This window comes from Mycobacterium intermedium (assembly GCF_002086275.1).
GTDB lineage: Bacteria > Actinomycetota > Actinomycetes > Mycobacteriales > Mycobacteriaceae > Mycobacterium > Mycobacterium intermedium.
The window spans coordinates 1-1,964 of record NZ_MVHT01000214.1 but is presented as its reverse complement, the minus strand read 5'-3'; the positions used below and the strand labels follow the sequence as shown (position 1 = coordinate 1,964).

Below are 1,964 nucleotides of genomic sequence, written 5' to 3'. Positions count from 1 at the left end.
CTGAATCAACGGTGTCGAGAAACGCGGGATGGTGATCTCCGGGGTAGCCAGCGCCGGCACTGTAATGACCGGGGTGTTGATCTCCGGTGTCATGAACGTGCCGATGTTGATCGCCGGGGTCTCCCAGGCCGGGATGTTTATCGACGGGATCGTCACGTCGGGCAGGTTGAACCCGCCGATGCTGATCGGCGGGGTCTGCCCAGCCGGGATGTCGATCGACGGCAAGGTGATCTGCGGCAGCGCGAAACCGCCGATGCGGATCGCCGGGGTCTGACCCGCCGGAATGTCGATGACCGGAATGTTGATCTGCGGCAGGCTGAACCCGCCGATGCTGATCGGCGGTGTCTGACCCGCCGGAATGTCGATGACCGGAATGTTGATCTGCGGCGTGAACCAGGCACCGATATCAATCGGCGGCGTCTGACCCGCCGGAATGACGATCGAGGGGACGTTGATCTGCGGCGTGAACCAGCCACCGATGGTGATGGGCGGCGTCTGACCCGCCGGAATCTCAATCGACGGGAAGTTGATCTGTGGCGTGGACCAGCCACCGATCTCAATCGGCGGCGTCTGACCCGCCGGAATATGAATCGGCGGAATCGAGATCTGCGGGGTGTTGAACATGCTGAGCAACACACCCGCCGGCGTCTGCCCCGCCGGAATGTCGATCGACGGAATACCGAGCTGCGGCAAATCCCACGCACCCAAAGTGATACCGAACGGCGTCTGACCCGCCGGAATATCGATCGGCGGAATCGTGATCTGCGGCAGATCAAACGCATAAATCGTCGCAGCCGGTATGAAGACCGGCGGCAACGACACATCCGGGAAACTGATCCGGACCAGAATCCCGCCCTCACCGTCACCGGTCAGGAAGAACCCATTGTTGTTGTTACCGGTATTGAAGAAACCGGTATTGGTGTCACCCCAGTTACCAAAGCCCGTATTCAAGTCACCGATGTTGAAGCTACCGGTGTTCGACGTACCCGGATTGAAGTCACCGGTGTTGTAGTTGCCGACGTTGTAGCTACCGGAATTGACATTGCCGGCGTTCAACAAACCAGTGTTGGTGAAACCAGCATTAAGGAAACCACTGTTCGCAGTACCCGCATTCCCGATACCGGTGTTGAAGCTGCCCGAGTTGAACAACCCAAAGTTCCCGTTGCCGGAATTAAAGAAGCCAACATTATTGCTACCGGAATTGAACAAGCCGAAGTTGCCGCTCCCCGAGTTCAGCTGGATACCGACCTGATTATCGCCGGTAATCCCGATACCAATGTTGTTGTTACCCGTATTCCCAAAACCAAAGTTGAAATTACCGGCATTCGCCAGACCCGTGTTGAACGAACCCACATTACCGAAGCCGAAGTTAGAGCTACCCAGATTGCCCCAACCCGTGTTGAAATTCCCCAAGTTCCCCGAACCAAAATTCGAAATCCCGAAGTTGCCGTTCCCGATATTGAACTCACCGACATTGCCCGCACCCCAGTTACCGGCACCCACATTCGCCAGACCCAGCGCGAACTCATACGTCTGCGACGCCGCCGCAGGAATAGCCTGAGCCGCCGACACCCCACCCGACCCCGCCACCAAACCCACCAACCCCTGCAACGAGGCAAAAGGCGCCAAGTTGGCAACAGCAGATGCCGCCCCCGCGTAATACTCAAACATCGCGGCCACATCCTGGGCCCACATCAGTTCATACTCGAACTCCGCAGCGGCAATCGCCGGAAGGTTGAACCCGAACAAATTCGACCGCACCAACGCCACGAACTGAGACCGATTGGCCGCAATGAGCGCCGGATGCACCATCGCCGCCTGCACCGCCTCAAACGTGGCCACCACATTCCGGGCCTGGGCGCTGGCCTGCTCGGCCTGGGCGGTCACCGTGTTCAACCAGCTGACATACGGGGTGGCAGCCTCAGCCATCGCCACCGACGCTGGACCCTGCCACGCCCCACCAG

Annotated in this window: 1 protein-coding gene; it reads right to left on the bottom strand. The window is 59.1% G+C overall.

The window, feature by feature from the left end; translation table 11 throughout:
- A partial coding sequence (locus tag BST27_RS30205; RefSeq protein WP_139805485.1) for a PPE family protein occupies nt 1–1,964 on the bottom strand: 1,964 nt, incomplete at both ends.